Below are 23,447 nucleotides of genomic sequence, written 5' to 3' on the forward strand. Positions count from 1 at the left end.
CCTGCCCACTCCCCTTCGCGTCACGTGTTATTCGGTTTCCAGATCGATATCGATACCGAGCGAACGGATCTCTTTGATCAACACGTTGAAGGACTCGGGCATGCCCGGCTCCATACGGTGATCGCCATCCACGATGTTCTTGTACATCTTGGTACGGCCGTTCACGTCGTCCGACTTCACTGTGAGCATTTCTTGCAGGGTGTATGCCGCGCCGTATGCTTCCAGCGCCCACACTTCCATCTCCCCGAAACGCTGACCACCGAACTGCGCCTTACCACCCAGCGGCTGCTGGGTAACCAGGCTGTAGGAACCAGTGGAACGCGCGTGCATCTTGTCGTCCACCAAGTGGTTCAGCTTGAGCATGTACATGTAACCTACGGTCACAGGACGCTCGAACTTGTTGCCGGTACGGCCGTCAAACAGCACCATCTGGCCGCTTTCTGGCAGATCTGCCAGCTTCAGCATGGCCTTGATCTCACGCTCCTTGGCACCATCGAAGACCGGAGTAGCCATCGGCACACCTTTCTTCAGGTTGTTCGCCAGAGCGATGATCTCTTCGTCAGTGAACTCTTCCAGGTTCTCCTGACGACCACCGATCTCGTTGTAGATCTCGGTGAGGAAGGTACGCAGTTCAGCGGCTTTACGCTGCTCTTCGATCATACGGTCGATCTTCTCGCCCAGACCTTTGGCGGCGAGGCCCAGGTGGGTTTCGAGAATCTGACCAACGTTCATACGCGAAGGTACGCCCAGCGGGTTCAGTACGACGTCGACAGGAGTACCGTTGGCGTCATGGGGCATGTCTTCGACCGGCATGATCACCGAGACAACACCCTTGTTACCGTGACGACCGGCCATCTTGTCACCCGGCTGGATGCGACGGCGGATTGCCAGGTAAACCTTAACGATCTTCAGTACGCCCGGTGCCAGGTCATCGCCCTGCTGCAGCTTGCGCTTCTTGTCTTCGAACTTGTCGTCCAACAGGCGACGGCGGTCGACGATGTACTGCTGAGCCTTTTCCAGCTGCTCGTTCAGTGCATCTTCGGCCATGCGCAGTTTGAACCACTGACCGTGCTCCAGACCATCCAGCACTTCATCAGTGATCACGGTGCCTTTTTTCAGGCCCGCGCCGCCATCAACCACTTGGCCGTTAAGGGCCGCGCGCAGACGCTCGAAGGTTGCACCTTCAACGATGCGGAACTCTTCGTTCAGGTCCTTGCGGATTTCGTCCAGCTGCATCTTCTCGATGGCCAGGGCGCGGCTGTCGCGCTCCACGCCATCACGGGTGAAGACCTGAACGTCAATGACAGTGCCCTTGGTGCCAGTCGGCACACGCAGGGAAGTGTCTTTAACGTCGCTGGCCTTCTCACCGAAGATTGCACGCAGCAGTTTTTCTTCCGGCGTCAGCTGAGTTTCGCCTTTTGGCGTAACTTTGCCGACCAGGATGTCACCAGCACCTACTTCGGCACCAACGTAGACAATACCGGCTTCGTCCAGCTTGTTCAGCGCAGCCTCACCCACGTTCGGAATGTCCGCGGTGATTTCCTCTGGGCCAAGCTTGGTGTCACGCGCCACACAGGTCAGTTCCTGAATGTGGATAGTGGTGAAGCGGTCCTCCTGAACCACACGCTCGGACAGGCAGATGGAGTCTTCGAAGTTGAAGCCGTTCCACGCCATGAACGCGATGCGCATGTTCTGACCCAGTGCCAGTTCACCCATGTCGGTGGACGGGCCGTCAGCCATGATGTCACCACGCGCAACCTTGTCACCTTTGCTGACCAGCGGACGCTGGTTGATGCAGGTGTTCTGGTTGGAGCGGGTGTACTTGGTCAGGTTGTAGATATCCACACCTGCTTCGCCGGTCTCGACTTCGTCGTCCGCAACGCGAACAACAATTCGGCTGGCGTCGACCGAATCGATCACACCACCGCGACGAGCAACCACGCAGACACCGGAGTCACGGGCAACGTTGCGCTCCATGCCGGTACCAACCAGAGGCTTGTCAGCGCGCAGGGTCGGTACAGCCTGACGCTGCATGTTCGAACCCATCAATGCACGGTTGGCGTCGTCGTGCTCAAGGAACGGAATCAGCGAGGCAGCAACCGAAACAACCTGCTTCGGCGACACGTCCATCAGGGTGACGTCTTCCGGCGCCTTGACGGTGAACTCGTTGAGGTGACGGACCGCTACCAGCTCATCGATCAGTTGCTTCTTCTCGTTCATCGCGGCCGAAGCCTGGGCGATCACGTGATCAGCTTCTTCGATAGCCGACAGGAACACGATGTCATCGCTGACAACACCCTCTTTCACCACACGGTAAGGGCTTTCCAGGAAGCCGTACTGGTTGGTGCGGGCATAGGCCGCCAGGGAGTTGATCAGACCGATGTTCGGACCTTCAGGGGTCTCGATCGGGCAAACACGACCGTAGTGGGTCGGGTGTACGTCACGGACTTCGAAGCCGGCGCGCTCACGGGTCAAACCACCTGGGCCGAGTGCAGAAACACGGCGCTTGTGGGTGATCTCGGAAAGCGGGTTGTTCTGGTCCATGAACTGCGAGAGCTGGCTGGAGCCGAAGAACTCTTTCACCGCCGCCGCGACTGGCTTGGCGTTGATCAGATCCTGCGGCATCAGGCCTTCGCTTTCAGCCATCGACAAACGCTCTTTGACCGCGCGCTCTACACGCACCAGGCCCACGCGGAACTGGTTCTCGGCCATTTCGCCGACACAACGGACGCGACGGTTACCCAGGTGGTCGATGTCGTCGACGATGCCTTTGCCGTTACGGATGTCGACCAGGGTCTTCAGAACCTCGACGATATCTTCCTTGCTCAGCACGCCCGAACCTTCGATCTCGGTGCGACCGATACGACGGTTGAACTTCATGCGGCCAACGGCGGACAGGTCGTAACGCTCGGCGCTGAAGAACAGGTTGTTGAACAGAGTTTCGGCAGCATCCTTGGTTGGCGGCTCACCTGGACGCATCATGCGGTAGATCTCGACCAGCGCTTCCAGTTGGTTGCTGGTGGTGTCGATCTTCAAGGTATCCGAGATGAACGGACCGCAGTCGATATCGTTGGTGTACAAGGTCTCGATGCGAACAACCTGAGCTTTGGCGATCTTGATCAGCAGCTCGGTGGTCAGCTCGGTATTGCACTCAGCCAGGATCTCACCGGTTGCCGGGTGCACGATGGCCTTGGCAGTGGTGCGACCCAGGACATACTCCATCGGAACGTCCAGCTGGTTGACACCAGCCTTCTCGAGCTGGTTGATGTGACGCGCAGTGATGCGGCGACCCTGCTCGACAATGACCTTGCCGCTGCCATCATGGATGTCCATGACCGCAACTTCGCCACGCAGACGTTGAGGCACCAGTTCCAGGCTGAGCTTCTCGCCGGAAATGTGGAAGACGTTGGTGGTGTAGAAGGTGTTGAGCACTTCTTCAGTGCTGTAGCCCAGCGCGCGCAGCAGCACCGAGGCCGGCAGTTTACGGCGACGGTCGATGCGCACAAACACGCAGTCTTTCGGGTCGAACTCGAAGTCCAGCCACGAACCGCGGTAAGGGATGATACGAGCGGAGTACAGCAGCTTGCCGGAGCTGTGAGTCTTGCCACGGTCGTGGTCGAAGAACACACCAGGCGAACGGTGCAGCTGGGAAACGATTACTCGTTCAGTACCGTTGATAACGAAGGTACCGTTTTCAGTCATCAGGGGGATTTCACCCATGTAGACTTCTTGCTCTTTGATGTCCTTGATCGCTTTGTTCGACGATTCCTTGTCGAAGATGATCAGGCGCACCTTGACCCGCAGTGGGACCGCGAAGGTCACGCCACGCAGGACACATTCCTTCACATCGAAGGCGGGATCGCCCAGGCGGTAGCCTACATACTCCAGGGCAGCATTGCCGGAGTAGCTGATGATCGGGAATACCGACTTGAAGGCCGCGTGCAGGCCGACGTCACGGAACTGATCCTTGGATGCTCCCGCTTGCAGGAATTCGCGATACGAATCCAGCTGGATGGCCAGAAGGTATGGCACATCCATGACGTCCGGCAACTTGCTAAAGTCCTTGCGGATACGTTTTTTCTCAGTGTATGAGTAAGCCATCAGCGTTCCCCAGCTTGGTCACCTGCTTGTTTGGCTTCTCCCGGCGGGAGCAGCCAGAAAATCGTGCAAACCCCTTGGTTTGCGCCACCCACATGGGTGTCTTGCAGCTTGTTATCGGGGCCGGAATGACCGGCCGCCAATAACGGAAAAAGGCCGGTGGCATAAGCCACCAGCCGTCAGCCTTCGCTCAACGCTCCGGCTGGAGTCGCAAGGTCGAGATTACTTCAGCTCGACTTTAGCGCCTGCTTCTTCCAGCTTCTTCTTAGCGTCTTCAGCGGCTTCTTTCGAAACGCCTTCAGCTACAACCTGAGGAGCGCCGTCGACTTTCTCTTTGGCTTCTTTCAGGCCCAGACCGGTCAGTTCGCGAACGGCTTTGATCACGTTCACTTTCTTGTCGCCAGCTTCAACCAGAACAACGTTGAACTCGGTCTGCTCTTCAACTACGGCAGCAGCAGCAGCTGGGCCAGCAGCGGCAACAGCAGCGGTAACGCCGAAGGTTTCTTCCATAGCTTTGATCAGCTCAACAACTTCCAGAACGGTTTTCTGGCCGATTGCTTCGATGATTTGTTCGTTAGTCAGAGACATGACTTAAATCCTGTATTGGGGTGACAGCCTACGCAGCCATCAAATTAAACGTATGATTTTGAAAGAGTTCCGCTTGCCTTAGGCTGCGGTAGCTTCTTTCTGGTCGCGAATGGCTGCCAGAGTACGAGCCAGCTTGCTGGTAGCGCCTTGGATCACGCTCATCAGTTTCGCAATAGCTTCGTCGCGGGTCGGCAGGGTAGCCAACACGTCGATCTGGTTCGCTGCAATGAAATTGCCGTCAAACGCAGCTGCCTTGATCTCGAACTTGTCCTGACCCTTGGCGAACTCTTTGAACAGACGAGCAGCAGCGCCCGGGTGTTCGTTGGAGAAAGCGATGAGGGTCGGGCCTTTGAACGCGTCGTTGAGGATCGAGAATTCGGTGCCTTCAACAGCGCGCTTGAGCAGGGTGTTACGCACAACACGTACGTATACGCCAGCTTCGCGGGCCTCTTTACGGAGTCCGGTCATTGCGCCTACAGTCACACCACGGGCATCAGCCACGACAGCGGACAGAGCGACTTTGGCAGCCTCGTTGACTTCAGCGACGATGGCCTTCTTGTCTTCGAGTTTAATTGCCACGGGTTTACTCCTGGTTTTTACCGTTTCATCTGGCCGGAGCCTGATGTCGTTTTGGTGTCTGATTCGGTAACGAATCGGGAGCACCATCTGCGTGGGCTGGTGTTTTAAGGCTTGCGCCGCCTACGGTCTTGGATAGCCCCCGCCAGGCAGGGACCCCAATTTCTGCTGGTGGCGCGACAGGTCGCGCCACCATGTTCTTACACGTTCAGCGAGCTCTGATCGATGACCAGACCTGGGCCCATGGTGGTGCTCAGGGTAACGCGCTTGACGTAGATACCTTTCGAAGAAGCCGGCTTGATACGCTTCAGGTCAGCGATCAGGGCTTCAACGTTTTCCTTCAGCTTGCCAGCTTCAAAGCCGACTTTGCCAACGGAGGTGTGGATGATACCGTTTTTGTCGGTACGGTAGCGAACCTGACCAGCCTTGGCGTTTTTCACGGCAGTGGCTACGTCTGGAGTCACAGTACCAACTTTCGGGTTAGGCATCAGGCCGCGAGGACCCAGAACCTGACCCAGCTGACCTACAACGCGCATGGCATCTGGCGATGCGATGACGACGTCATAGTTCAGGTCGCCGCCTTTCATTTCGGCAGCCAGATCGTCCATACCTACGCGGTCAGCGCCGGCAGCCAGAGCGGCTTCAGCAGCTGGACCCTGGGTGAAGACAGCAACACGTACAGTCTTGCCAGTGCCGTGTGGCAGCACGGTAGCGCTACGAACGACCTGGTCGGATTTACGTGGGTCAACGCCCAGGTTGACGGCGATGTCGTACGACTCGACGAACTTGGCGGCAGGCAGCGAAGCCAGCAGGGTTGCAGCTTCTTCGAAGTTGTAGGCCTTGCCTGCTTCGATTTTCTCGGCGATAGCCTTTTGGCGCTTGGTCAGCTTAGCCATTACACACCCTCCACGTTCAGGCCCATGCTGCGGGCAGAGCCAGCGATGGTGCGTACAGCTGCGTCCAGGTCAGCGGCGGTCAGATCAGCCTGTTTTGCCTTGGCGATATCTTCCAGCTGAGCACGGGTAACGGTACCGACTTTAACGGTGTTCGGGCGAGCCGAACCACTGGTCAGGCCAGCAGCTTTCTTCAGCAGAACCGAGGCAGGGGTGCTCTTGGTCTCGAAGGTGAAGCTACGGTCGCTGTATACAGTGATGATTACAGGAGTCGGCAGACCGGCTTCTTGACCCTGAGTACGGGCGTTGAAGGCCTTGCAGAACTCCATGATGTTCACACCATGTTGACCCAGTGCTGGACCAACGGGTGGGCTTGGGTTGGCCTGGCCGGCCTTAACTTGCAGCTTGATGTAAGCCTGAATCTTCTTAGCCATGAGCTACTCCAAAATCGGGTACGAACGCCAGATGGCTCCCCGTATGACTTGCGTTTTATCCCAGTGACGACAAAACCCCGCAGCACACAGGGCTGCGGGGTATGGGATGCTTTGTCCGCCTAGACCTTTTCGACCTGGCTGAACTCGAGCTCCACCGGAGTAGAGCGACCGAAAATGAGCACCGCCACCTGGAGGCGACTCTTTTCGTAGTTAACCTCTTCAACACTGCCATTGAAGTCAGCGAACGGACCATCAATGACTCGAACCACTTCACCCGGCTCGAACAGCGTCTTCGGCTTCGGCTTATCACTACCGTCAGCTACGCGACGCAGGATTGCTTCAGCCTCTTTATCGGTAATCGGCGCAGGCTTGTCTGCGGTACCACCAATAAAGCCCATCACACGAGGGGTATCCTTGACCAAGTGCCAAGTCCCTTCGTTCATCTCCATCTGGACCAGAACATAGCCAGGGAAGAATTTACGCTCACTCTTACGCTTCTGACCGTTGCGCATTTCGACGACTTCTTCGGTCGGAACGAGAATCTCGCCAAACCCGTCTTCCATGCCAGCCAGCTTTACACGCTCGATCAGGGAGCGCATTACATGCTTCTCGTAACCCGAGTAAGCATGAACAACATACCAACGCTTAGCCACGGGACACCTTTAGCCTACGATCAAGGAGACCGCCCAGCCGAGCAGGGAATCGAGACCCCACAACAGCAGTGCCATTACCAACACGACAGCCACAACAATCAGAGTGGTCTGGGTGGTTTCCTGGCGGGTCGGCCACACGACTTTACGAATCTCGGTACGAGCTTCCTTCGCCAACGCAAAGAACGACTTACCCTTCGCGGTCTGCAGAGCTACAAAGCCAGCGACAGCTGCCAGGGCGAGAAGTGCAAGGACGCGATACAGGATTGGAGATGCGGAGTAATATTGATTACCCACGACACCAACAACCACCAAAGCCACTACAGCCAGCCACTTGAACAGATCAAAACGCGATTCTTGGGCTTCAGTTTTGGGGGTCATCGAGGAGGATCCTGTAAGAAGAAAGCCATCACACCGAGGTGAAATGGCAGGTCAGGAGGGAATCGAACCCCCAACCTACGGTTTTGGAGACCGTCGCTCTGCCAATTGAGCTACTGACCTGTAACGCTGTATCAGGCCGGCCATTATACCGGCCTGATTAGGAAAATCAACTACTTATTCAATAATTTTAGCTACGACGCCGGCGCCGACGGTACGACCGCCTTCACGGATAGCGAAGCGCAGACCGTCTTCCATTGCGATGGTCTTGATCAGGGTAACAGTCATCTGAATGTTGTCACCTGGCATTACCATTTCAACGCCTTCCGGCAGTTCGCAGTTACCGGTCACGTCAGTGGTACGGAAGTAGAACTGAGGACGGTAGCCTTTGAAGAACGGAGTGTGACGACCGCCTTCTTCTTTCGACAGAACGTAAACTTCTGCGGTGAACTTGGTGTGCGGCTTGACCGAACCTGGCTTGACCAGAACCTGACCACGCTCAACGTCGTCACGCTTGGTACCACGCAGCAGAACGCCGCAGTTCTCGCCAGCACGACCTTCGTCCAGCAGCTTGCGGAACATCTCAACACCGGTGCAGGTGGTGGTGGTGGTGTCACGCAGACCAACGATTTCCAGCGGGTCTTGTACGCGAACGATACCACGCTCGATACGACCGGTAACAACGGTACCACGACCCGAGATCGAGAATACGTCTTCGATCGGCATCAGGAATGGCTGGTCGATAGCACGAACTGGCTCAGGGATGTAGGCATCCAGAGTTTCTACCAGCTTCTTAACAGCGGTAGTACCCATTTCGTTGTCGTCTTTGCCTTCCAGCGCCATACGAGCCGAACCGATGATGATCGGGGTGTCGTCGCCTGGGAAGTCGTAGGTGGACAGCAGGTCGCGAACTTCCATCTCGACCAGTTCCAGCAGCTCAGCGTCGTCTACCAGGTCAGCCTTGTTCAGGAAGACCACGATGTACGGAACGCCAACCTGACGGGACAGCAGGATGTGCTCACGGGTTTGTGGCATCGGACCATCGGCGGCCGAGCAAACCAGGATCGCGCCGTCCATCTGGGCAGCACCGGTGATCATGTTCTTCACGTAGTCAGCGTGACCTGGGCAGTCAACGTGAGCGTAGTGACGAATGTTCGAGTTGTACTCGACGTGAGCGGTGTTGATGGTGATACCGCGCGCTTTTTCTTCCGGAGCCGAGTCGATCTTGTCGAACTCAACGACTGCCGAACCGAAAACTTCGGAGCAGACGCGAGTCAGAGCTGCGGTCAGAGTGGTCTTACCGTGGTCAACGTGGCCGATAGTGCCGACGTTAACGTGGGGAAGGGAACGATCAAACTTTTCCTTAGCCATCGATACAATCCTCCGCAGAAGAAATAGTCAAAGCGCTGATAAAACAAAGGCAGATATTTTCATATCTGCCTTGTTTATATGGAGCTCTTGAGCGGACTTGAACCGCTGACCTCACCCTTACCAAGGGTGTGCTCTACCAACTGAGCTACAAGAGCGAAACACTTTCTGCAAAATCCAGCAAACTTGGAGCGGGTAGCGGGAATCGAACCCGCATCATCAGCTTGGAAGGCTGAGGTTCTACCACTAAACTATACCCGCGGAGCTTGCGGCTCTCGCTAAAACTGGTGGAGGGAGAAGGATTCGAACCTTCGAAGCTCTCGCAACGGATTTACAGTCCGTCCCCTTTGGCCGCTCGGGAATCCCTCCAGATGTGGCCGGCATTCTATTTGCCTGCCGCCCTAGTGTCAAGCTTTTTTTCAAATTTTCTCAATCAAATCTGAAACTTAGCTACTTTGACACTGCCTCCAGATCTACCGCCTTAGCGGTGTTCCCTGTGAAGCGGGCGCCATTCTATCAAGCTATTCGCCAGTTGCAATACCCTGGCAGAAAATAATTTTATGTTTTAAGTCTTTGAAATCGTTGGAAAGTGTCGCTAGAACCGTTTGATCCAGCAAACGCTCGCTTTCCGGGGCAATCTTCACCCATAGCCCATCCGCCCCAGGCACCTGCCCCACGACCGGAGCTGCCGAAATATCCAGGCTCAATAGACGCTGGCGCAGCGCGTCAAGCTGCTCGCGCCCAGGCAATCCACCGACGATCAGACACTCATCTCGGCGGCGCGGCACGTTAGAGGCGCCCGTTTCACGCAACAACCGAATTTCTTGCTGATTTCCTTTGTATAAAGAAAGCGGGGCAACATCCTTGGCCTTGAGTGGAGCTTGCTGTTGGTGCCATACGTAATAGAAGGCGTTGAGTACCAACAGCAGTAGAAACAACCAGCGCATAAGCACCTCAGCCCAATGGGCAAGCCATTGCCAAGCCCACAAAAACCAAATCAGGCACGACACGCGCGTGTGGCGCCGCCCCACGCACCAACGGCGCATCGCCACCGGTTAAAAATACGGTAAAGTCAGCCCCCAAGAGCGCCTCTGCCTGCGCAAGCTGAGCATGGACAAAGCCTTGCAGCATGAGCACACAGCCACGCTCGACGGCCTCTACGGTCGACCGCCCCGGTGCCAAGCTGCTCAAAGCGCGCTCGGCAGATGCATCGTCGTATCGAATCCTTCTGGTATGGGTGCGCAACTGGCTGCGCATCAATGGCATACCAGGACAGATATAGCCACCCAGATGCTCGCCATTGGCCGCAACGAAATCTGCCTTGGCTGCAGTCCCGAGATCAATCACCAGACAAGCGCCCCTCGCCAGGTGAAACGCGCCAAGTGTCGCTAACCAGCGATCCATGCCCAGACGCTGGAAATCAGCATAGCCATTGCGCACGCCTGCCATTTGCTGAGCAGGGGCTGCCACTTTTGCGTCAATGGTAAAAGCCTGAGCAATCAACGCACAGAGTGCAGCCGTCTCCTCCTCACTGCGCACACTGACCATACGGCAGCCCGAAAGCCGCAGAGACACGAGAGCACTGACGTCTTCCAGCAGCGCTTTATCGGTGTCAACAATGCCACCACCCACGATGGTCGCGTCAGCAGCATGAATCACACGCCACTTGATGAAGCTATTTCCGCAATCGAGCTCAAGTATCATCACGCAACCTCAAACTGAGCTCACCACCACTGAAGCTCTTTTCCATACCATCAACCTGAAGGCGCAAACCGCCCTGCCCGTCCACCCCAAGTACCACACCATCAACTTGAGTAGTGCCAGCGATTAGCGATACGTTCCGCCCCTGCCAAGCATGCGCCAGTTCCCACTCTTCCTGGAATGCAGCAAAGCCGTAGCGGCGATGGCGCTCAAGTTCATGCTGAAGCTGGCTATTAAGCTTGGCCACCAAACGGTTGCGATCTATTAATGCCCCTAGCTCACGACACATCGAGGTCCATTGCTGATCGACCTGCGTATTCGACTGCATATTCACATTGATGCCAATGCCGAGCACGACGTGGCAGACATCTGCCGGATCTCCCACCAACTCAAGGAGAATGCCAGTGATCTTCTGACCTCCAACCAACACATCATTTGGCCACTTCAGCCCAACGTCCTTGATGCCAAAAGCCTGGAGGGTGCGCATCACGGCCAAACCCACTACCAGGCTCAAACCCTCTAGCTGACGCATTCCTCCGTCGACACGCAAAACCAAGCTGTAATACAGGTTTTCAGCGAAGGGACTGACCCATGCTCGGCCTCTGCGACCACGCCCGGCATTCTGACGCTCAGCCAGCACCAAAAATGGAGCCGCTTGACCTTCGCCGGCAAGCCTGAGGCCTTCGGCATTGGTCGAGCCAATGACTTCATGAATGAAAACTGGCCACTGCTCACCCTCCGCCAATTCGGCAATCATCTGGGCGTCCAGCAGGGTCAAAGGCGCGGCCAACTGATAGCCGCGTCCACGCACCTTATGAATAGTGAGGTTCAGTTCGCTTTCCAGGTGTTGCAGCTGCTTCCAAACAGCGCTGCGACTTACCCCGAGGGCTGCCCCCAAGGCTTCTCCGGAGTGGAACCGGCCATCCCTGAGGAGATTCAACAACTTCAGCATGCCAGTCTCGACTTGGAATTAGGCTGGCATGATAGCTATGGGTAGTGGGCTTGCATAGGAAAAGGGCGAGCACTGATCGCCGTTATCGAGGATCGCTTCAACCCGAAAAGACAAAACCCCTACCTGCTCGCGCAGATAGGGGTTTTGCGAAATGAATCTTGACGATGACCTACTCTCACATGGGGAAACCCCACACTACCATCGGCGATGCATCGTTTCACTACTGAGTTCGGGATGGGATCAGGTGGTTCCAATGCTCTATGGTCGTCAAGAAATTCTGTTGCCAGAATGTCCAGCTGGACAGCCTAGCGAATTCGGATATGCGATTTGTGATGTTGCGAACTTTCGGGTCTTTCGTCTTCACCACCACAATTTGGCGCTTCTTGTTCAGAGGCCTGCGCAAATTGCTTGGGTGTTATATGGTCAAGCCTCACGGGCAATTAGTATTGGTTAGCTCAACGCCTCACAGCGCTTACACACCCAACCTATCAACGTCGTAGTCTTCGACGGCCCTTTAGGGGATTCAAGATCCCAGTGAGATCTCATCTTGAGGCAAGTTTCCCGCTTAGATGCTTTCAGCGGTTATCTCTTCCGAACATAGCTACCCGGCAATGCCACTGGCGTGACAACCGGAACACCAGAGGTTCGTCCACTCCGGTCCTCTCGTACTAGGAGCAGCCCCTCTCAAATCTCAAACGTCCACGGCAGATAGGGACCGAACTGTCTCACGACGTTCTAAACCCAGCTCGCGTACCACTTTAAATGGCGAACAGCCATACCCTTGGGACCGGCTTCAGCCCCAGGATGTGATGAGCCGACATCGAGGTGCCAAACACCGCCGTCGATATGAACTCTTGGGCGGTATCAGCCTGTTATCCCCGGAGTACCTTTTATCCGTTGAGCGATGGCCCTTCCATACAGAACCACCGGATCACTAAGACCTACTTTCGTACCTGCTCGACGTGTTTGTCTCGCAGTCAAGCGCGCTTTTGCCTTTATACTCTACGACCGATTTCCGACCGGTCTGAGCGCACCTTCGTACTCCTCCGTTACTCTTTGGGAGGAGACCGCCCCAGTCAAACTACCCACCATACACTGTCCTCGATCCGGATAACGGACCTGAGTTAGAACCTCAAAGTTGCCAGGGTGGTATTTCAAGGATGGCTCCATGAGAACTGGCGTCCCCACTTCAAAGCCTCCCACCTATCCTACACAAGCAAATTCAAAGTCCAGTGCAAAGCTATAGTAAAGGTTCACGGGGTCTTTCCGTCTAGCCGCGGATACACTGCATCTTCACAGCGATTTCAATTTCACTGAGTCTCGGGTGGAGACAGCGCCGCCATCGTTACGCCATTCGTGCAGGTCGGAACTTACCCGACAAGGAATTTCGCTACCTTAGGACCGTTATAGTTACGGCCGCCGTTTACCGGGGCTTCGATCAAGAGCTTCGCTTGCGCTAACCCCATCAATTAACCTTCCGGCACCGGGCAGGCGTCACACCCTATACGTCCACTTTCGTGTTTGCAGAGTGCTGTGTTTTTAATAAACAGTCGCAGCGGCCTGGTATCTTCGACCGGCGTGGGCTTACGCAGCAAGTGCTTCACCCTCACCGGCGCACCTTCTCCCGAAGTTACGGTGCCATTTTGCCTAGTTCCTTCACCCGAGTTCTCTCAAGCGCCTTGGTATTCTCTACCTAACCACCTGTGTCGGTTTGGGGTACGGTTCCCAGTTATCTGAAGCTTAGGAGCTTTTCTTGGAAGCATGGCATCAACCACTTCGTCGCCTAAAGGCAACTCGTCATCAGCTCTCGGCCTTGAGATCCCGGATTTGCCTAAGATCTCAGCCTACCACCTTAAACTTGGACAACCAACGCCAAGCTGGCCTAGCCTTCTCCGTCCCTCCATCGCAATAACTGGAAGTACAGGAATATTAACCTGTTTTCCATCGACTACGCTTTTCAGCCTCGCCTTAGGGACCGACTAACCCTGCGTCGATTAACGTTGCGCAGGAAACCTTGGTCTTTCGGCGTGCGAGTTTTTCACTCGCATTGTCGTTACTCATGTCAGCATTCGCACTTCTGATACCTCCAGCAAGCTTCTCAACTCACCTTCACAGGCTTACAGAACGCTCCTCTACCGCATCACCAGAGGTGATACCCGTAGCTTCGGTGCATGGTTTGAGCCCCGTTACATCTTCCGCGCAGGCCGACTCGACTAGTGAGCTATTACGCTTTCTTTAAAGGGTGGCTGCTTCTAAGCCAACCTCCTAGCTGTCTAAGCCTTCCCACATCGTTTCCCACTTAACCATGACTTTGGGACCTTAGCTGACGGTCTGGGTTGTTTCCCTTTTCACGACGGACGTTAGCACCCGCCGTGTGTCTCCCATGCTCGGCACTTGTAGGTATTCGGAGTTTGCATCGGTTTGGTAAGTCGGGATGACCCCCTAGCCGAAACAGTGCTCTACCCCCTACAGTGATACATGAGGCGCTACCTAAATAGCTTTCGAGGAGAACCAGCTATCTCCGAGCTTGATTAGCCTTTCACTCCGATCCACAGGTCATCCGCTAACTTTTCAACGGTAGTCGGTTCGGTCCTCCAGTCAGTGTTACCTAACCTTCAACCTGCCCATGGATAGATCGCCCGGTTTCGGGTCTATACCCAGCGACTAAACGCCCTATTAAGACTCGCTTTCGCTACGCCTCCCCTATTCGGTTAAGCTCGCCACTGAATATAAGTCGCTGACCCATTATACAAAAGGTACGCAGTCACCTAACAAAGTAGGCTCCCACTGCTTGTACGCATACGGTTTCAGGTTCTATTTCACTCCCCTCTCCGGGGTTCTTTTCGCCTTTCCCTCACGGTACTGGTTCACTATCGGTCAGTCAGTAGTATTTAGCCTTGGAGGATGGTCCCCCCATGTTCAGACAAAGTTTCTCGTGCTCCGTCCTACTCGATTTCACTGGCAAGAGATTTTCGTGTACGGGGCTATCACCCACTATGGCCGCACTTTCCAGAGCGTTCCACTAATCTCAAACCAGCTTAAGGGCTGGTCCCCGTTCGCTCGCCACTACTAAGGGAATCTCGGTTGATTTCTTTTCCTCAGGGTACTTAGATGTTTCAGTTCCCCTGGTTCGCCTCTTGCACCTATGTATTCAGTACAAGATAACCAGCTTATGCTGGCTGGGTTCCCCCATTCAGAGATCTCTGGATCACAGTCTGTTTGCCGACTCCCCAAAGCTTTTCGCAGGCTACCACGTCTTTCATCGCCTCTGACTGCCAAGGCATCCACCGTATGCGCTTCTTCACTTGACCATATAACCCCAAGCAATCTGGTTATACTGTGAAGACGACATTCGCCGAAAATTCGCATTTCGCTCATTACTGAGCAGAACTCACAAATTTTACCTTAGCCTGATCCACCAGCAGTGAAACTGGTGTTCAGTCTATATCTATCACATATCCGAATTTTTAAAGAACGATCTGACAAAAGTCAGAAATCAACATTCAAACTGAATGTTCATTTCTGAGTTCTGACCAGGAACATCATTAGACCCACGCAGGGCCTAAGTCGCCTTTACATCTGAATCAAGCAATTCGTGTGGGAGCTCATCAGCAGGCTGATGTCGTCGATTAAGGAGGTGATCCAGCCGCAGGTTCCCCTACGGCTACCTTGTTACGACTTCACCCCAGTCATGAATCACACCGTGGTAACCGTCCTCCCGAAGGTTAGACTAGCTACTTCTGGTGCAACCCACTCCCATGGTGTGACGGGCGGTGTGTACAAGGCCCGGGAACGTATTCACCGCGACATTCTGATTCGCGATTACTAGCGATTCCGACTTCACGCAGTCGAGTTGCAGACTGCGATCCGGACTACGATCGGTTTTGTGAGATTAGCTCCACCTCGCGGCTTGGCAACCCTCTGTACCGACCATTGTAGCACGTGTGTAGCCCAGGCCGTAAGGGCCATGATGACTTGACGTCATCCCCACCTTCCTCCGGTTTGTCACCGGCAGTCTCCTTAGAGTGCCCACCATTACGTGCTGGTAACTAAGGACAAGGGTTGCGCTCGTTACGGGACTTAACCCAACATCTCACGACACGAGCTGACGACAGCCATGCAGCACCTGTGTCAGAGTTCCCGAAGGCACCAATCCATCTCTGGAAAGTTCTCTGCATGTCAAGGCCTGGTAAGGTTCTTCGCGTTGCTTCGAATTAAACCACATGCTCCACCGCTTGTGCGGGCCCCCGTCAATTCATTTGAGTTTTAACCTTGCGGCCGTACTCCCCAGGCGGTCAACTTAATGCGTTAGCTGCGCCACTAAAATCTCAAGGATTCCAACGGCTAGTTGACATCGTTTACGGCGTGGACTACCAGGGTATCTAATCCTGTTTGCTCCCCACGCTTTCGCACCTCAGTGTCAGTATCAGTCCAGGTGGTCGCCTTCGCCACTGGTGTTCCTTCCTATATCTACGCATTTCACCGCTACACAGGAAATTCCACCACCCTCTACCGTACTCTAGCTTGCCAGTTTTGGATGCAGTTCCCAGGTTGAGCCCGGGGCTTTCACATCCAACTTAACAAACCACCTACGCGCGCTTTACGCCCAGTAATTCCGATTAACGCTTGCACCCTCTGTATTACCGCGGCTGCTGGCACAGAGTTAGCCGGTGCTTATTCTGTCGGTAACGTCAAAACAGCAAGGTATTAACTTACTGCCCTTCCTCCCAACTTAAAGTGCTTTACAATCCGAAGACCTTCTTCACACACGCGGCATGGCTGGATCAGGCTTTCGCCCATTGTCCAATATTCCCCACTGCTGCCTCCCGTAGGAGTCTGGACCGTGTCTCAGTTCCAGTGTGACTGATCATCCTCTCAGACCAGTTACGGATCGTCGCCTTGGTGAGCCATTACCCCACCAACTAGCTAATCCGACCTAGGCTCATCTGATAGCGCAAGGCCCGAAGGTCCCCTGCTTTCTCCCGTAGGACGTATGCGGTATTAGCGTTCCTTTCGAAACGTTGTCCCCCACTACCAGGCAGATTCCTAGGCATTACTCACCCGTCCGCCGCTGAATCAAGGAGCAAGCTCCCGTCATCCGCTCGACTTGCATGTGTTAGGCCTGCCGCCAGCGTTCAATCTGAGCCATGATCAAACTCTTCAGTTCAATACTGCTTGGGTTTTTAAGAAACCCTAAACTTGGCTCAGCAATCTCAAATGACTATGTGATTTCTCGCATGGCCACTTGTGATGCTGATAATCTTATTGACTATCAGTCCGTACTCACAAGCACCCACACGAATTGCTTGATTCAATTTGTTAAAGAGCGTTTGGTTAAGAGCATTTCGTCTCAACCGAGGCGCGCATTCTACGCTTTCCTCATTGCCTGTCAAGCGTTTATTTTGAAGTTTTTTGCGAGAAACTCGTTTAGCTTCAAACACTTGACTCGCTGCGATCTCTCGTAGCGGGAGGCGAATCATACAGCATTCGAAAACGCTGTCAACCACCTCTTTACAACCCTCCACTTTCGACCGAATCGCTCAACCTGTTGATTAACAAGGAGTTTTTCGTTCCGGCTACGCTGGAAGTGGGGCGCATTATAAGGAGATTCGAAACCACGTCAACCGTTAATTTCAACAAAGTGAAACATTCCCTCAAAAACAAAGCGGGGGAGGCCTGCCGGCCTCCCCCGCTTCTATATAGCTACAACGCCGTTCAATCACTCAGGCTTGAGCGTAACCCGGCCAAATGACTTCTTACCCGCCTGGCACACGTGCGTCGCCCCCAATGCAAACATGAAGTCGCGACTAACCACCTCGCCATCAACCTTCACTGCACCACCACTGAGCAAATCCTTGGCTTGAGCCGAGTTTTTCACCAGCCCTGCGCGGTTAAGCACAGCAGCAATCGGCAAGCTCTCAGCCGCAACTACCTCAATCTCCGGCAAGTCCTCTGGCAACTCGCCATCTTTCATGCGATTACCAGCCGCACGATGGGCGTTGGCCGCGGCCTCTTCACCATGGAAGCGAGCCACAATCTCTTCCGCCAGCTTGATCTTGATATCCCGAGGGTTCGCACCCTGCTCAACATCAACGCGGAACTGATCGATCTCTTCCATCGAACGGAAGCTCAGCAGCTCGAAGTAACGCCACATCAGGGTGTCCGGGATCGAAACCAGCTTGCTATACATCACACCTGGCGCTTCCTGGATACCAACATAGTTACCCAGGGACTTGGACATTTTCTTCACGCCATCAAGCCCTTCGAGCAATGGCATGGTTACGATGTTCTGCGCTTCCTGCCCATAAGCACGCTGCAGCTCACGCCCCATCAGCAGATTGAACTTCTGATCGGTACCACCCAGCTCAACGTCAGCCTTCAGCGCCACCGAGTCATAGCCTTGCACCAGCGGGTACAGGAACTCATGGATAGCAATCGGCTGGTTGGAGGTGTAACGCTTGTCGAAGTCATCACGCTCCAACATGCGCGCCACGGTGTACTGCGAAGCCAGGCGGATGAAGTCGGCAGGTGTCAGCGTATCCATCCAGGTGGAGTTGAACGCGACTTCGGTCTTTGCCGGGTCAAGAATCTTGAAAACCTGCTGCTTGTAGGTTTCGGCATTGTCCAGCACCTGCTCGCGGGTGAGCGGGGGGCGCGTAGCGCTCTTGCCGCTCGGGTCACCGATCATGCCGGTGAAGTCACCGATCAGGAAGATGACCTGATGCCCCAGCTCTTGGAACTGGCGCAGCTTGTTAATCAGTACCGTGTGCCCCAGGTGCAGGTCGGGCGCAGTCGGGTCGAAGCCTGCCTTGATACGCAGAGGCTGGCCGCGCTTGAGCTTCTCGACCAGTTCCGACTCGACCAACACCTCTTCCGCACCGCGCTTGATAAGCGCCAGCTGCTCTTCAACCGACTTCATAGACAGACCCGCAAGGCTCAGATTCAAAGGGAGCCAACCATACAAGATCGGCCATCAAATACAAGTTTTGCAATGGAATGTGACCTGACCGCAACCCTGCGGCGTCTACGCGCCCTTGCGTGAAAATGGATTTGGTTATATTTTATACAGTTATTTCATCTTCATCATGTCATTCATCTTTTCCATATTCACTTTTCTTCAAAGTCACCACGCTTATGACCAACGAAACGCCTAAAGCGCCACCGCTTTATCCGAAAAGCCATCTGTTGGCCGCCAGCGGCATTGCCGCGCTGCTCAGCCTGGCCCTGCTGGTATTCCCCTCCAGCGAAGTCGAAGCCAAGAAAACCACCCTCAGCCTCGAGCTTGAAAGCCCAGCCGAGCAGTTGAAGGACGAAACCAACGCCGCTCCCTTGGTACAGACCGGCACCGATCAAGGTTCACCGTTCGCACAGATCGAAGGCGCCGAACCCAAAACGGAACAGGCGACCCAAGATGCACCCTCCACCGAGGCAAAACCTGAAGCCAAGGAGCCTGGCCACCGCGAGGTAACCGTAGCGCGTGGCGATACCTTGTCGACACTGTTCGCCAAGGTAGGCCTGCCAGCCAACGTGGTTCATGACGTTCTGGCGAGCAACAAGCAAGCCAAGCAGTTCAGCCAGCTCAAACATGGCCAGGTGTTGCAGTTCGAACTGGACAAGGATGGCCAACTGGCCAGCCTGCACAGCAAAGTCAGCAACCTCGAAACCATTCGCCTGAACAAAACTGAAAAGGGCTACACCTTTGACCGCGAAATCAGCAAGCCTGTAGTGCGCACCGCCTATGCTCACGGCGTGATCAAAAGTTCCCTGTCAGCATCCGCCCAACGTGCAGGGCTGTCGCACAGCCTGACCATGGACATGGCGCGAGTGCTGGGCTACGACATCGACTTCGCTCAGGACATCCGCCAAGGCGACGAATTTGACGTGGTCTTCGAGCAGAAGGTCATGGACGGCAAAGTCGTCGGCACCGGCAACATTCTGTCCGCCCGCTTCACCAACCGCGGCAAAACCTACACCGCCGTGCGCTACACCAACAAGCAGGGCAACACTAGCTACTACACCGCTGACGGCAATAGCCTGCGCAAGGCATTCATCCGCACCCCGGTTGACTTTGCGCGCATCAGCTCGCGCTTCTCCGCCGGCCGTAAACACCCGATTCTGAACAAGATCCGGGCGCACAAGGGTGTCGACTACGCAGCCCCGCGCGGTACGCCTATCAAAGCAGCAGGCGACGGCCGCATTGAACTGGCCGGCCGACGTGGCGGCTACGGCAATACCGTCATCATTGCCCACGGCAACAGCTACAAGACGCTTTACGGCCACATGCAAGGCTTCGCCAAAGGCATCAAGACCGGCAGCAGCGTAAAGCAGGGGCAAATCATTGGTTACATCGGCACCACCGGCCTGTCCACTGGCCCGCATCTGCACTATGAGTTCCAGGTAAATGGTGTACACGTCGACCCGCTGAGCCAGAAGGTACCAATGGCAGACCCGATCGCCAAAGCCGAGCGCCAGCGCTTCCTGCAGCAGAGCCAACCACTGATCGCACGCATGGATCAGGAAAAGGCTACGCAGCTCGCTGCAAACAAGCGCTGATCCTATGGCGCTCTACTTGGGGGTGATGTCCGGCACAAGCCTTGATGGCCTGGACGTCGCCCTGATCAAGCAAGGCGAGCAGCTCAAACTGCTCGCTTCCCACTACCTTCCCATGCCCTCCGATCTACGCCAGGAACTGCTCAGCCTTTGCAGCAGTGGCCCTGACGAGATTGCCCGGGCAGCTCTTGCTGAAAACCGCTGGGCCAGCCTCGCAGCCGAAGGTATAACGCAACTACTCGCTCAGGAAGGGTTACAGCCCACTGATATCCGCGCAATTGGCAGCCATGGCCAGACCATACGCCATGAGCCTGCCCGCGGCTTCACAGTGCAGATTGGCAACCCCGCGTTGCTCGCTGAGCTCACTGGTATCAGCGTGGTCGCAGACTTCCGCCGGCGCGATGTGGCGGCTGGCGGCCAGGGAGCGCCGCTAGTGCCGGCGTTCCACGACTCGCTGTTCAGCCATATAGGCAAACACGTCGCAGTCTTGAACGTAGGAGGGTTCAGCAATCTCAGCCTGCTGCAGCGGGATAAGCCCGTGCATGGCTTCGACTGCGGCCCCGGCAACGTTCTGCTGGATGCCTGGATTGAACGCAAACGTGGGCTGACCTTCGATGCCGGCGGTGCTTGGGCTGCCAGCGGCAAAGTCCAACCCGATTTGCTAGAGGCAATGCTGAGCGACCCGTTCTTTGCTGGCAGTGGCCCTAAAAGTACGGGACGCGAAGTGTTTAACCTGCCTTGGCTGGACAGCCATCTTGCAGAGTTGCCGGCTTACCGTGGCGAGGATGTGCAAGCGACGCTGCTGGAATTGACGGCGCGCTCCATCATCGAGTCGCTGAACAATGCCCAGGAAAACACCGAGGCACTGTTGGTATGCGGCGGCGGAGCCCGAAACGGGGCTCTGATGTCACGCCTGGCTGCATTGCTACCAAACGCCAAGGTTTCCACCACTGGCGCCTATGGCGTAGACCCCGATTGGGTAGAAGCAATGGCCTTTGCCTGGCTCGCCCATTGCTGCCTTGAGGGCATCCCAGCAAACCGCCCCAGCGTCACTGCAGCCAAGGGCCTTAGGGTGCTCGGGGCGATTTACCCGGCTTGAGCCCATAATGCAAAACGCCGCGCAATTGCGCGGCGTTTTCTTACAGCAGGTGTTAGATCGAGAACGAAGAGCCACAGCCGCAAGTAGTTGCAGCATTAGGGTTCTTGATCACGAAGCGCGAACCTTCCAGGCCTTCCTGATAGTCCACCTCTGCGCCAGCCAGGTACTGGTAGCTCATTGGGTCGACGACCAGCGACACACCTTCGCGCTCAACGATGGTGTCATCTTCAGCCACATCCTCATCGAAGGTGAAGCCGTACTGGAAACCCGAGCAGCCACCGCCCGTCACGAAGACGCGCAGCTTCAGACGCTCGTTACCTTCCTCGGAAACCAGAGTCTTCACCTTGTGCGCGGCGCCTTGAGTGAACTCCAAAGCCGTGGGGGTGAAGGTTTCGACGCTCATGTTGATTCTCCCGGCGCGGTAGCCGCCATAAAACTCGATGCGCGCATTATCCGCTTCTCCGAGAAAATCGGTCAAGAATTGTGCGGCTTTAGTCGCGAGATAAGAAAAAGCCCGCGCTGGGCGGGCTTTTTCAAAGCATCAACCGTTACGGCAGCAGGCCGGCGTGGGACAGCCCCATCCGCTCATCGAGGCCAAACAGGATGTTCAAGTTCTGCACAGCCTGGCCCGACGCGCCCTTGACCAGGTTGTCGATGACCGACAGTACCACCACCAAATCACCACCCTGCGGGCGATGAACCGCGATACGGCAGACGTTTGCACCGCGCACGCTGCGAGTTTCAGGGTGGCTACCAGCGGGCATTACGTCGACGAACGGTTCGTCGGCATAGCGTTTCTCGAACAGTGCCTGCAAATCGACCGATGTATCGACAACAGTTGCGTACAAGGTCGCGTGGATGCCTCGAATCATAGGGGTCAGGTGCGGAACAAAGGTCAAGCCGATGTCCTTGCCGGCAGCCTGGCGCAGGCCTTGGCTGATTTCGGGCAGGTGGCGGTGCCCTTTGACCGCATAGGCCTTCATGCTTTCGCCCGCCTCGCAGAACAGCGACCCGACAGCCGCGCCACGGCCGGCACCACTAACCCCGGACTTGCAGTCGGCGATCAAGCGTGACGGGTCGGCCAGGCCTGCTTCCAGAAGCGGCAGGAAACCAAGCTGCGTAGCGGTAGGGTAGCAACCCGGCACTGCAATCAGGCGCGCCTGACGAATCTTCTCGCGGTTGACCTCCGGCAGGCCGTAAACCGCATCTTTGAGCAGTTCTGGCGCGCCGTGCGGCTGGCCATACCACTTACCCCACTCCACCGCATCCTGCAGGCGGAAGTCGGCGGACAGGTCGATTACTTTGGTGCCAGCGGCCAGCAGCTCACCGGCCAGTGCATGGGCAACACCGTGCGGGGTTGCAAAGAACACCACATCGCAAGCAGCGAGGGTTTTGCTGTCCGGTACGCTGAAGGCAAGCCCATCATAATGGCCGCGCAGGTTCGGATACATGTCAGCGACCGCCACGCCCGCCTCGGAGCGCGAAGTGATGACCGCCACTTCGGCCTGTGGATGCTGTGCCAGCAGACGCAACAGTTCGACGCCGGTGTAACCCGTGCCGCCGACGATACCGACCTTGATCATAACGCTTGCCCCTTATCAACGAACCGTCTGGAAAGCGCACGATGATAGGGGTGCAAGGCGTCTGTAACAACTCTTCAGGTGACCCTTCGGGCGCTGGAACACTACTATCTGACGACCGTGAATACCTGAAGGAACTCCCTCAATGCTTTACCTATGGATCAAAGCGCTGCACATCGTCAGCGTGGTCTGCTGGTTTGCCGGCCTGTTCTACCTGCCGCGGCTATTCGTCTACCACTCCCAAAGTCAGGACAGCATCAGCCAGGAACGCTTCGTGACCATGGAGCGCAAGCTGTACCGGGGCATCATGAACCCCGCGATGATTGCTACCTACGTGTTTGGCGCCTGGATGCTCTACCTCAACCCAGGCTGGCTCAGCCAAGGCTGGCTGCACGCCAAACTGACCTTGGTGATTCTGCTGACCGGCTACCATCACATTTGCGGCGCCCAGCGCAAACGCTTCGCCAATGGCACCAACACTCGCAGCCACGTGTACTACCGCTGGTTCAACGAGGTGCCTGTGCTGTTCCTGCTGGGCATCGTAATTCTCGTGGTGGTCAAACCGTTCTGATTTCAAGCG

Annotated in this window: 17 protein-coding genes, 4 tRNA genes and 3 rRNA genes; 3 read left to right on the forward strand and 21 right to left on the reverse strand. The window is 55.7% G+C overall.

The annotated features are described in order from the left end of the window. Positions 1-27: 27 nt before the first annotated feature. From rpoB to tyrS, 19 genes are all read right to left on the reverse strand, one after another. On the reverse strand, positions 28-4,101 hold the full coding sequence (rpoB, locus tag PVV54_RS23930; protein WP_274907572.1) for a DNA-directed RNA polymerase subunit beta: 4,074 nt from the start codon (positions 4,099-4,101) through the stop codon (positions 28-30). 219 nt (positions 4,102-4,320) lie between these two features. Continuing rightward, positions 4,321-4,686, reverse strand: coding sequence for a 50S ribosomal protein L7/L12 (gene rplL, locus PVV54_RS23935; protein ID WP_003255496.1), 366 nt, complete (start codon positions 4,684-4,686; stop codon positions 4,321-4,323). A gap of 78 nt (positions 4,687-4,764) precedes the next feature. Further along, positions 4,765-5,265, reverse strand: a complete 501-nt coding sequence (rplJ, locus tag PVV54_RS23940; protein WP_009681245.1) for a 50S ribosomal protein L10 — start codon at positions 5,263-5,265, stop codon at positions 4,765-4,767. A 197-nt stretch (positions 5,266-5,462) separates the two neighbouring features. After that, positions 5,463-6,158, reverse strand: a complete 696-nt coding sequence (rplA, locus tag PVV54_RS23945; protein WP_009681244.1) for a 50S ribosomal protein L1 — start codon at positions 6,156-6,158, stop codon at positions 5,463-5,465. Continuing rightward, a complete protein-coding gene (rplK, locus tag PVV54_RS23950; protein ID WP_003255500.1) occupies positions 6,158-6,589 on the reverse strand; it encodes a 50S ribosomal protein L11 in 432 nt (143 codons plus the stop codon). The genes rplA and rplK overlap by 1 nt, the downstream gene beginning before the upstream one ends. A gap of 119 nt (positions 6,590-6,708) precedes the next feature. Beyond that, positions 6,709-7,242 (reverse strand): transcription termination/antitermination protein NusG, encoded by a 534-nt coding sequence (gene nusG / locus PVV54_RS23955; RefSeq protein WP_003255501.1) that lies wholly within the window; start codon positions 7,240-7,242, stop codon positions 6,709-6,711. Positions 7,243-7,251: 9 nt separating this feature from the next. Continuing rightward, complete coding sequence (secE, locus tag PVV54_RS23960) at positions 7,252-7,620, reverse strand: preprotein translocase subunit SecE (RefSeq protein WP_008089117.1); 369 nt, start codon at positions 7,618-7,620, stop codon at positions 7,252-7,254. A 44-nt stretch (positions 7,621-7,664) separates the two neighbouring features. Then, positions 7,665-7,740, reverse strand: a tRNA-Trp gene (locus PVV54_RS23965). A gap of 54 nt (positions 7,741-7,794) precedes the next feature. After that, positions 7,795-8,988, reverse strand: coding sequence for an elongation factor Tu (gene tuf, locus PVV54_RS23970; RefSeq protein ID WP_010951775.1), 1,194 nt, complete (start codon positions 8,986-8,988; stop codon positions 7,795-7,797). A 79-nt stretch (positions 8,989-9,067) separates the two neighbouring features. Then, positions 9,068-9,143 (reverse strand) — tRNA-Thr (locus PVV54_RS23975). Between the two features lie 29 nt (positions 9,144-9,172). After that, positions 9,173-9,246: transfer RNA gene (locus PVV54_RS23980), tRNA-Gly, on the reverse strand. A gap of 24 nt (positions 9,247-9,270) precedes the next feature. Beyond that, positions 9,271-9,354, reverse strand: a tRNA-Tyr gene (locus PVV54_RS23985). A 152-nt stretch (positions 9,355-9,506) separates the two neighbouring features. Then, entirely contained in the window at positions 9,507-9,932 is a 426-nt protein-coding gene (locus PVV54_RS23990; protein WP_274907573.1) for a hypothetical protein, read from the reverse strand. 7 nt (positions 9,933-9,939) lie between these two features. Beyond that, positions 9,940-10,689: a pantothenate kinase gene (locus tag PVV54_RS23995; protein ID WP_274907574.1), complete on the reverse strand. Its 750-nt coding sequence runs from the start codon at positions 10,687-10,689 to the stop codon at positions 9,940-9,942. Beyond that, positions 10,679-11,638, reverse strand: coding sequence for a bifunctional biotin--[acetyl-CoA-carboxylase] ligase/biotin operon repressor BirA (gene birA / locus PVV54_RS24000; protein WP_274907575.1), 960 nt, complete (start codon positions 11,636-11,638; stop codon positions 10,679-10,681). The genes PVV54_RS23995 and birA overlap by 11 nt, the downstream gene beginning before the upstream one ends. Before the next feature lie 156 nt (positions 11,639-11,794). Beyond that, positions 11,795-11,910, reverse strand: a 5S ribosomal RNA gene (gene rrf / locus PVV54_RS24005). A gap of 147 nt (positions 11,911-12,057) precedes the next feature. After that, positions 12,058-14,949, reverse strand: a 23S ribosomal RNA gene (locus PVV54_RS24010). Positions 14,950-15,268: 319 nt separating this feature from the next. Further along, positions 15,269-16,805: ribosomal RNA gene (locus tag PVV54_RS24015) — 16S ribosomal RNA — on the reverse strand. Together the 16S, 23S and 5S rRNA genes form the textbook arrangement of a ribosomal RNA operon. A gap of 552 nt (positions 16,806-17,357) precedes the next feature. Further along, on the reverse strand, positions 17,358-18,557 hold the full coding sequence (tyrS, locus tag PVV54_RS24020; RefSeq protein WP_274907576.1) for a tyrosine--tRNA ligase: 1,200 nt from the start codon (positions 18,555-18,557) through the stop codon (positions 17,358-17,360). A 215-nt stretch (positions 18,558-18,772) separates the two neighbouring features. Here tyrS and PVV54_RS24025 point away from each other — a divergent pair, with 215 nt between their 5' ends. Together PVV54_RS24025 and PVV54_RS24030 are read left to right on the forward strand one after the other, a co-directional pair. After that, positions 18,773-20,191: a peptidoglycan DD-metalloendopeptidase family protein gene (locus tag PVV54_RS24025; RefSeq protein WP_274907577.1), complete on the forward strand. Its 1,419-nt coding sequence runs from the start codon at positions 18,773-18,775 to the stop codon at positions 20,189-20,191. A gap of 4 nt (positions 20,192-20,195) precedes the next feature. Then, the gene (locus tag PVV54_RS24030; protein WP_274907578.1) at positions 20,196-21,287 is read left to right on the forward strand and encodes an anhydro-N-acetylmuramic acid kinase; all 1,092 of its coding nucleotides are present in this window, start codon (positions 20,196-20,198) and stop codon (positions 21,285-21,287) included. A 52-nt stretch (positions 21,288-21,339) separates the two neighbouring features. Here the strand turns inward: PVV54_RS24030 and erpA are convergent, their stop codons facing one another. Next, positions 21,340-21,690 (reverse strand): iron-sulfur cluster insertion protein ErpA, encoded by a 351-nt coding sequence (erpA, locus tag PVV54_RS24035; RefSeq protein ID WP_274907579.1) that lies wholly within the window; start codon positions 21,688-21,690, stop codon positions 21,340-21,342. Between the two features lie 145 nt (positions 21,691-21,835). Beyond that, entirely contained in the window at positions 21,836-22,870 is a 1,035-nt protein-coding gene (gene argC, locus PVV54_RS24040; protein WP_274907580.1) for an N-acetyl-gamma-glutamyl-phosphate reductase, read from the reverse strand. Between the two features lie 142 nt (positions 22,871-23,012). Here argC and hemJ point away from each other — a divergent pair, with 142 nt between their 5' ends. Next, positions 23,013-23,438 carry a protoporphyrinogen oxidase HemJ gene (hemJ, locus tag PVV54_RS24045; protein ID WP_274907581.1) on the forward strand — a complete coding sequence of 142 codons (426 nt, stop codon included), beginning with the start codon at positions 23,013-23,015 and terminating at the stop codon, positions 23,436-23,438. Positions 23,439-23,447 lie beyond the last annotated feature (9 nt).

This window comes from Pseudomonas sp. PSKL.D1 (genome assembly GCF_028898945.1).
In the GTDB taxonomy this organism is placed as follows: domain Bacteria; phylum Pseudomonadota; class Gammaproteobacteria; order Pseudomonadales; family Pseudomonadaceae; genus Aquipseudomonas.

Excerpts from the sequence above, each read along its gene's own strand:
- rplK (WP_003255500.1), bottom strand. The coding sequence starts at position 6,589 with ATGGCTAAGAAGATTCAGGCTTACATCAAGCTGCAAGTTAAGGCCGGC.
- PVV54_RS23995 (WP_274907574.1), bottom strand. The coding sequence starts at position 10,689 with ATGATACTTGAGCTCGATTGCGGAAATAGCTTCATCAAGTGGCGTGTG.
- PVV54_RS24025 (WP_274907577.1), top strand. The coding sequence starts at position 18,773 with ATGACCAACGAAACGCCTAAAGCGCCACCGCTTTATCCGAAAAGCCAT.
- argC (WP_274907580.1), bottom strand. The coding sequence starts at position 22,870 with ATGATCAAGGTCGGTATCGTCGGCGGCACGGGTTACACCGGCGTCGAA.
- rpoB (WP_274907572.1), bottom strand. The coding sequence starts at position 4,101 with ATGGCTTACTCATACACTGAGAAAAAACGTATCCGCAAGGACTTTAGC.
- PVV54_RS23990 (WP_274907573.1), bottom strand. The coding sequence starts at position 9,932 with ATGCGCTGGTTGTTTCTACTGCTGTTGGTACTCAACGCCTTCTATTAC.
- rplA (WP_009681244.1), bottom strand. The coding sequence starts at position 6,158 with ATGGCTAAGCTGACCAAGCGCCAAAAGGCTATCGCCGAGAAAATCGAA.
- PVV54_RS24030 (WP_274907578.1), top strand. The coding sequence starts at position 20,196 with ATGGCGCTCTACTTGGGGGTGATGTCCGGCACAAGCCTTGATGGCCTG.
- tuf (WP_010951775.1), bottom strand. The coding sequence starts at position 8,988 with ATGGCTAAGGAAAAGTTTGATCGTTCCCTTCCCCACGTTAACGTCGGC.
- hemJ (WP_274907581.1), top strand. The coding sequence starts at position 23,013 with ATGCTTTACCTATGGATCAAAGCGCTGCACATCGTCAGCGTGGTCTGC.
- rplL (WP_003255496.1), bottom strand. The coding sequence starts at position 4,686 with ATGTCTCTGACTAACGAACAAATCATCGAAGCAATCGGCCAGAAAACC.
- erpA (WP_274907579.1), bottom strand. The coding sequence starts at position 21,690 with ATGAGCGTCGAAACCTTCACCCCCACGGCTTTGGAGTTCACTCAAGGC.
- secE (WP_008089117.1), bottom strand. The coding sequence starts at position 7,620 with ATGACCCCCAAAACTGAAGCCCAAGAATCGCGTTTTGATCTGTTCAAG.
- tyrS (WP_274907576.1), bottom strand. The coding sequence starts at position 18,557 with ATGAAGTCGGTTGAAGAGCAGCTGGCGCTTATCAAGCGCGGTGCGGAA.
- birA (WP_274907575.1), bottom strand. The coding sequence starts at position 11,638 with ATGCTGAAGTTGTTGAATCTCCTCAGGGATGGCCGGTTCCACTCCGGA.